9 protein-coding genes are annotated in these 6,802 nt (G+C 60.7%); 1 reads left to right on the top strand and 8 read right to left on the bottom strand.

Annotated features, from left to right (window positions below; all coding sequences use genetic code 11):
* The 8 genes from H1Y01_RS17510 to H1Y01_RS17475 form a co-directional block, all read right to left on the bottom strand.
* Nucleotides 1-571, bottom strand: a 571-nt coding sequence (locus tag H1Y01_RS17510) for an AMP-binding protein (protein WP_180541810.1), incomplete at its 3' end; no start/stop codon positions are given.
* A 30-nt stretch (nt 572-601) separates the two neighbouring features.
* Entirely contained in the window at nt 602-1,255 is a 654-nt protein-coding gene (locus H1Y01_RS17505; RefSeq protein ID WP_180541808.1) for a hypothetical protein, read from the bottom strand.
* A gap of 52 nt (nt 1,256-1,307) precedes the next feature.
* Nucleotides 1,308-2,240, bottom strand: a complete 933-nt coding sequence (locus tag H1Y01_RS17500; RefSeq protein ID WP_180541806.1) for an NADP-dependent oxidoreductase — start codon at nt 2,238-2,240, stop codon at nt 1,308-1,310.
* 54 nt (nt 2,241-2,294) lie between these two features.
* Nucleotides 2,295-2,825, bottom strand: coding sequence for a dihydrofolate reductase family protein (locus H1Y01_RS17495; protein ID WP_180541804.1), 531 nt, complete (start codon nt 2,823-2,825; stop codon nt 2,295-2,297).
* Between the two features lie 145 nt (nt 2,826-2,970).
* Nucleotides 2,971-4,047 carry an alpha/beta hydrolase gene (locus H1Y01_RS17490; protein WP_180541802.1) on the bottom strand — a complete coding sequence of 359 codons (1,077 nt, stop codon included), beginning with the start codon at nt 4,045-4,047 and terminating at the stop codon, nt 2,971-2,973.
* The gene (locus tag H1Y01_RS17485; protein WP_180541814.1) at nt 4,044-4,439 is read right to left on the bottom strand and encodes a YciI family protein; all 396 of its coding nucleotides are present in this window, start codon (nt 4,437-4,439) and stop codon (nt 4,044-4,046) included. The genes H1Y01_RS17490 and H1Y01_RS17485 overlap by 4 nt, the downstream gene beginning before the upstream one ends.
* 107 nt (nt 4,440-4,546) lie before the next feature.
* Complete coding sequence (locus tag H1Y01_RS17480) at nt 4,547-5,809, bottom strand: RNA polymerase sigma factor (RefSeq protein ID WP_180541800.1); 1,263 nt, start codon at nt 5,807-5,809, stop codon at nt 4,547-4,549.
* Nucleotides 5,806-6,228, bottom strand: coding sequence for a YciI family protein (locus tag H1Y01_RS17475; protein ID WP_180541812.1), 423 nt, complete (start codon nt 6,226-6,228; stop codon nt 5,806-5,808). The genes H1Y01_RS17480 and H1Y01_RS17475 overlap by 4 nt, the downstream gene beginning before the upstream one ends.
* A gap of 283 nt (nt 6,229-6,511) precedes the next feature.
* On the opposite strand from H1Y01_RS17475, the gene H1Y01_RS17470 reads away from it, so the two are divergent.
* Nucleotides 6,512-6,802 (top strand): protein kinase domain-containing protein (locus H1Y01_RS17470; RefSeq protein WP_180541798.1); only part of this gene is annotated, 291 nt, incomplete at its 3' end.

The following is a 6,802-nucleotide window of genomic DNA, read 5'->3' as shown; positions in this document are numbered from 1 at the left end:
ACCGGATCGGTGCGAAGGGGATGCTCCACTTACGGTACTTGAGAATCTCCTGCTCCACCGGGATCACGTTCGCCAGAATGTTGGCGTGCGTGATGGTCACGCCTTTGGGTTCCGCCGTCGCGCCCGAAGTAAAGATGATTTGGCAAAGATCGCCGGGCTGCGCGTTCACGGGACTGAACGTGCCGGCGCTCCAGTCAAGTTCACGCAATTTCCAGTCCCCGGGTCGCGATGAAACCTCATCGCCGGTGAGCACCGCGCGAACGCCCGCAACGCCGGCAATGCGGTCGCGCATTTCGATGGAAGCGCGATAGTCGATGGGTACGACCACGACGCCCGCCAGCACACATCCCCAGAACGCCGCGATCCATTCGGGCCGGTTCTCGCTCCAAAACAGCACGCGTTCGCCCGGACCGATACCCGCCTCACGCAGCCGGGCCGCGAAGCTTCGGGCCGCGCCGGCTACCTGCGCGTAAGAATAGCGGTGACTGCGGTATCCATCATCGAAGACCAGAAATGTTTTTGGGATGTTTGCGAAATCGTTGAAGAAATCAATAAGCGTTTCGCGCTTCATGTTCGCGCTTCAGGCATGTCGGAGACGCCGCTATTTGAAACGAACTTTCAACATCCCGTCGGGCGTGTTGTAATCCAGTTCGAGGTCCTTCAACTTCTGCTTTTCGAGGTTGAAGATCAGCACGCCGGACACCGGGTGATCGGTTTCGCCGTCGGGCAGCATGCTCTTCTTCAGGGCAATGGCGAGCGGACTCTCTTTGGTCTTTTTGCCCTTACTTGTTTTGCTATCGCCGTCGCTATCGTCCTTCGCGACGGTCGCGGTCATGACGTTTGGATGAGCCGCGCCGGCGCCGCCGCCCATCATCGGACCGGCCATCCACACGGGCCCTGTACTTCCCGTGGCTTCGCTCGGGCCTACATGCTCTTGATGAACGATGATGTCGGCCTTACCCGCGATCTCGCTAACGGCGAGCGGGTTGCTGCGCTCTCCATCGCGATAGGTTCGGAGCAGGAAATCATCGCGATCGATTTTGAGTTTCCCTTTGCGCGGGGTGACGGTGACCTGGACGACGGTGAAATACGAACCGATCTCGGCGCCGACCAGCTGCGGGAACTCGGCGGGATCGGTATGCGCGGTGGCTTCAATGTTGACCGCGTCGTTCTCGGCGCGTCCGGGCTCGACCGTTTTGTTGGAGGCGAACAACAGCGCGGAAGCGAACAGAACTGATGCCCCGACCCATCTCATTCCCATGCTTTCAAGTATAGTTTTCCGCCCTCGTCAACGGCGACACGGTTGGTCATGAGTTCGCTACGCTCACGACGATTTTTCCCCGCTTGTGCGGCGCACCACCCAACATTTCGTGCGCCGTGCGCGCCTGTTCCAGGGGGAGCACGGTTCCCACACGCGGGACAAGTTGACCTTCGTTGAATAAGGTCGTTATCAGGTCCAACCGATCCGTAGTCACTTCGACTAAGAAGAACACCGCGCGGATATTCTTCAGTTCATCGGGACCGGGCATCCGCTCCGCAACAACCGACACCAAAATCCCGCCCGGCTTAATAACCTTCAGTGAACGCCTCCCCGTATCTCCGCCAACCGTGTCGAGTACGACGTCCACCTTCGGAATGACTTCTTCGAACCGCTCGCGTTCATAGTCAATGACCGTTGCCACACCAAGACTCCGGACGTATTGTGCATCATCGGCGGAAGCGGTCGCGAATACATGTAGACCGGCCTGGCTCGCGAGCTGAACCGCATATCCTCCGACGTTGCCGCCGGCTCCATGAATCAGAACGGTCTGTTCCGGCTTTGCTTGTGCATAGTCAAAAAGCATCTGCCAAGCGGTGACGGCGACCACCGGCGCGGAAGCCGCCTCGGTGAAGCTCAAGCCGCCGGGCTTTCGCGCCACCGTTTTTGAAGACGCCAGCGCAAATTCCGCATAGGCGCCGATGAACTCCGCGTTCGTCACACCGTAGACTTCGTCTCCCGGCTGGAATTGCGTTACTCCAGAACCCAAGACCTCAATGACGCCGGACAGATCGGATCCCAATGTGACAGGCAAGGGCGAATTCACAATGCTCTTGCCTTCACGGATGAGCGCATCCCAAGGTCCGACTCCCGCATTTGCCACACGCACCAGAACCTGACCTGCCGCCGGTACTGGACGGGGCAGATCATCTACGACGATCACCTCGGGCGGTCCGAAACGATGGATTCGTGCGGCTTTCAATGACGAGATACCTGTGAGCGGTGTAACGTTTGATCCAGTTCTCCCAGCTCAGATTTAAGCGGGAACGTACGTCAACCGAATCACGTCCTCGCCGATTCGATCGCTAGCCACAAACCGGAGCGGCGGCCGGGGGCCGGAGAAGAATGGCTTGCCGCGGCCAAGTACGGTGGGGTGGAAGTAAAGTCGGTACTCATCAATGAGACCAAGGTTGGTTAGGCTTCCGGCTAAGTCCGGTCCGGCAACGTCAATTTCCCCAACGGACTGACCCTTCAGCCCACGTATCGCCGTCTCGAGGTCACCCTCGACAAGTGTGGCGTTGGGTCCCAGCGATTTCAACGTGCGCGATACAACCCACTTCGGCTTGCTCCGCCACGCGGCTGCGAAGTCGTGTTCTTCCGCGGTCCAGTCCGCAAGGTCTTCGTCCCAATAACGCATCACTTCGTACACGCGGCGACCGTACACAATGCCGGCCAAGTCGCGCACATGCTCTACGAAGTGACGAAAGAGCGCCAGGCTCGGCCTAAGTTCCAGATGGTCGACGAAGCCATCCAAGGACTGGTTCAATCCATAAACAAGCTTGGCCATCGTACAAAATCTCCGCCTTAGGTTCTGCAGAATAGGTTGAGCCGGCGTTCCGCAGAAATGAGGTTGGACACCATCTGCGCGCCGCATTGTCAGTGTAACCAACAACCCGAGGTCCGCTCTCGGCTGGGAACCGCCGTGCGCCTTCTTAAACCGCCTTGCGGGTGGCGAATGCGTTGCGCAGCGCAGACTTCCAGCTCGCGCCGAATTGTCTGGAGGCTTGGGCGTCCGGCACAAGGAGATCGAATCCGTGGAACGCGCCCGGCATGACCAGAAGCTCGGTTGCGACTCCGGCGTGGACGAGCCGGCGCGCATACTCCATGTCTTCTTCAACGAACAGGTCGATAGAACCCACACCGATCCACGCCGGCGGCAGGCCGTCGACGCTTGAGGCCCGGGCAGGGACGGCGGCTGCCGGCGCCTTGGACGAGCCTGCCGGAACACCGAGCAGCGAGCTCCAGGCCAAACGATTGGCACTCGCAGTCCATAGAAAGCGGCCAATGGCGGGCGGCGCCGCGCGCGTGCTGCCCGTTCGATCGTCCAGCTGGGGATAGATGAGCAGCTGAAACACGATGGGAACCTCGTTGCGGTCGCGCGCATGAATCGCGAGGCTGGCTGCGTGGCCGCCGCCCGCGCTCTCACCGCCCACGGCGATTTTGGAGCGGTCAATGCCGAGTTCCGCCGCCTGGGCGTGAACCCATTTCAGCGCGGCATAATTGTCGTCAAGCGAACCGGGAAAGCGCGTCTCCGGAGCCAGCCGGTAGTCGACCGAGACAACGACGCAGTGGCAATCTGTCGCGATCCCCTGAATCCGCGGCATCAACGTGGGATCGGTCATCATGAAGCCGCCCCCATGCATGTGAAGCAACACCGGCTTGCCCTTCTCCGACGGCGCGGGATCAACCACCCACAGACGAACCTCGGGCGCCCCGGCCGGTCCTGGGATATGCCGCTCCACAGGCTGCGGCGCGGGAGCCGGGAGTGGAGGTACGGCAGGCAATTGCCGGAACTTGACGGCCATCTCCGTTGTGAGGTCGTAAGCGGGGAACTGCTTGAGAGTCGGAAGAAGTTCCGGATCGACAAGGGAATATGGATCTGCAGCCGTCGGCGAAGGAACAGTGCGCGAGGCCTCCTGAGCCTTCGCCAGCGGATGCTCAGGAAGCCCCAGAGCCAGACCGAGGCCAAGGGCGCGGATGGCGAAGTCGCGACGAGTGGGGGCGCTCACGACTCTTCCCGGTGTTGGCGCGATGGGTGAGGCGTGCCGCTCGGCAGGCTGCTGTATGGAATCTCGCGCACCTCGCTCCTCGCCCGGCAGGCGATGACGCCCTTGCGGGCCCACGCCAGCGCCTCGTCCATGTCGGCGGCTTCCAATATGCAAAAACCACCGACGTGCTCCTTGGCTTCCATAAACGGGCCGTCGGTGATGAGCACGCCGCCATCGGGCTGCGAGCGCAGCGACTTCGCCTGGCTGGGCGGGGCTAGGCCGCCGACTAAGAGCCTGACGCCGGCAGCGATCATCTCCTCATTGAGCTCGTCGATAGCGCGGACCATCGCTTCGTCCTCCGTCGACGGGTTGTAGTTGTCGGGGAAGTAACTCGCAACCAAATACTGCGGCATAATTTCTCCTTTTATCCTGTTACGCACTTTGGACGGGCCGGTCTGACCTGCCTTCATTATGTCGACGATTGGCCTGACCCGATTTCTACAAAGAGTCCGGATTTATTTCAATCCTTGAACGTCGCCTGCTTTAGTTTTTTCGACAGCAAATTTTGCTCGCGAGCATTGTCTGTCATCGCCAGGGCGCGATGCAGCTCTTCGCGCGCTTCGGCGTGGCGTCCCAGCTTGGCAAGCAGATCTGCCCTGACGCTGGGCAGCAGATGATAGTTGGCCAGCGCGGGCTCGGGCGCGAGAGCATCGAGCGCGCGGAGTCCAGCGGCCGGTCCTTGCGCCATTCCGACGGCGACCGCGCGGTTGAGCGCCACGATGGGAGATGGGCTGATCTGAAGCAGGGCGTCATAGAGAAACACGATTCGCTCCCAGTCGGTCTCTGCCGCGGTGCCGGCTCGCGCGTGACACGCAACGATCGCCGCCTGCAGGGCGTAACTGTGAGCGCCACCACCCAGCTGCTGCGCGCGATCGAGCGCAGCCATGCCTCGCTGGATCTGAGCGTGGTCCCACAAAGAACGGTCCTGTTCCGGCAAGAGCACGGCTTCCCCCGTAGGTCCACGACGCGCGGCCGTACGCGACGCCTGCAGCTCCATAAGCGCCAGCAAAGCATGGACCTGTGACTCTTCGGGGAGAAGTTCCGCCAGCATGCGCCCGAGCCGCAGCGCGTCGTTACACAGTTCTTCCCGCATCCACTCCTCTCCGAACGCCGCCGTATATCCCTCGTTGAAGATCAGATAGACCACCGAAAGCACGGATTCAAGCCGCTGTCGCAACTCGTCACCACGCGGAGTCTCACAGGGAACACGAGCCTCGGCGAGTGTCTTCTTAGCTCGAAAGATGCGTTGGCCTAAGGTCTTTTCCGAAACCAGGAAAGAGCGGGCAATCTCGGCTGTGGTGAGGCCGCAGGCCACGCGCAGCGTGAGCGCAATGCGCCCCTCGACGGTTAGCACCGGATGGCACGCGGTAAAGATGAGGCGAAGGACGTCGTCATCGATGACCTGGTCCAGAGCTTGATCCATTGCTTCGCTGAGCCGCCGCTGCTGCAATTCCAGTTCCCGCCCAAGCTCTCCGTGCTTCTGCTCCAGCATTCGACTGCGGCGCAGAGAGTCGATGGCGCGCCGCTTCGCTGCTGTCATCAGCCACGCGGCCGGTTTGTCCGGAATACCTTCCTCCGGCCATTGTTCGAGAGCGGCAACCAGCGCATCGTGAGCGAGTTCCTCGGCAATGCCGATGTCGCGGGTAACGCGGGCAATCCCGGCGATGAGACGTGTCGATTCGATCTTCCACACGGCCTCAATCGCGCGGTGAATGTCGATCATCCTTTGGCGGCCGCCGTGTTCGGAAGGTCATGGAAGCTCTCCGCTGCCTTCTGAACGTCCGCAGGAAAATCGACCGTCTCGAAGATTTGGCGTACCTCGATAATGTCGTGGTTGGACATCGGTGCTCGCCTGGCCCACTCGATCGCTTCTTCCCGCGAGCGCACCTGAATGACCCAGTAGCCTCCGATAGCCTCTTTGGCCTCAGCGAGCGGTCGATCTGTGACGATGGCTGTGCCGTCGGCGTAGGCAACGCGCGCTCCGGTCGAAGGCGGAAGCAGGCCATCGAGCGCGAGCAGAACGCCTGCTTTCTGCAAGCTTTTGTTGTAATCCATCATCCTGCCGACCGCCTCCGCGCCAGGGGCTGCGTCCGCAGCTGCCGTTTCAGACCCTTTGCGGATCACCACCATCATGAAGCGCATCCACATCTCCTTCATCATCGATGGCCGCCAACATTGGCTGGCCCATGAAAGCCAACATTGGCCGCTCTTTAATGCGTCGAATATGTTGCAGCGATTTCTACCACTTCAGCATAGAAAGTTCCGGCTTTTGGTAACGACAAGGCTGGCTTGAACGATCGGTTCGGGTAAATGCGTCCAAAGCCTTTTGCAGCTTGCCAACCCGAACAGTGCAAACAGTGAATGACAAACGGCGTTAACATCGTCGGCCGTCTCAGCCTGCGATACCATCGAACTGCACCCCTCAATGCCCATCTCCATCGGCTCTCGGATAGGTCCTTACGAGATCACCGGGCTTATCGGTTCCGGCGGAATGGGTACCGTTTTCCGCGCCCGTGACACGCGGCTGAATCGAGACGTCGCGATCAAGCTGCTGCTGCCTGCACTCGCTGCCGACGACGAACTGCTGCGGCGCTTTCACGTCGAATCGCAATCCGCCAGCGCGCTCAACCATCCCAACATCCTGACGGTGTACGACGTCGGCGCGGACGGGCATGAACCCTATCTCGTCACCGAACTTCTGGAAGGCGAATCTCTC

Origin of the sequence: Nevskia soli, assembly GCF_903970205.1 — a bacterium.
In the GTDB taxonomy this organism is placed as follows: Bacteria; Acidobacteriota; Terriglobia; order Bryobacterales; family Bryobacteraceae; genus Bog-113.
The sequence above is the reverse complement of the archived record's forward strand: the minus strand, read 5'-3'. Positions and strand labels throughout refer to the sequence as shown.

Coding starts and splice junctions, on each gene's coding strand:
- H1Y01_RS17495 (WP_180541804.1), bottom strand. CDS start 2,825: ATGGCCAAGCTTGTTTATGGATTGAACCAGTCCTTGGATGGCTTCGTC.
- H1Y01_RS17505 (WP_180541808.1), bottom strand. CDS start 1,255: ATGAGATGGGTCGGGGCATCAGTTCTGTTCGCTTCCGCGCTGTTGTTC.
- H1Y01_RS17480 (WP_180541800.1), bottom strand. CDS start 5,809: ATGATCGACATTCACCGCGCGATTGAGGCCGTGTGGAAGATCGAATCG.
- H1Y01_RS17475 (WP_180541812.1), bottom strand. CDS start 6,228: ATGCGCTTCATGATGGTGGTGATCCGCAAAGGGTCTGAAACGGCAGCT.
- H1Y01_RS17485 (WP_180541814.1), bottom strand. CDS start 4,439: ATGCCGCAGTATTTGGTTGCGAGTTACTTCCCCGACAACTACAACCCG.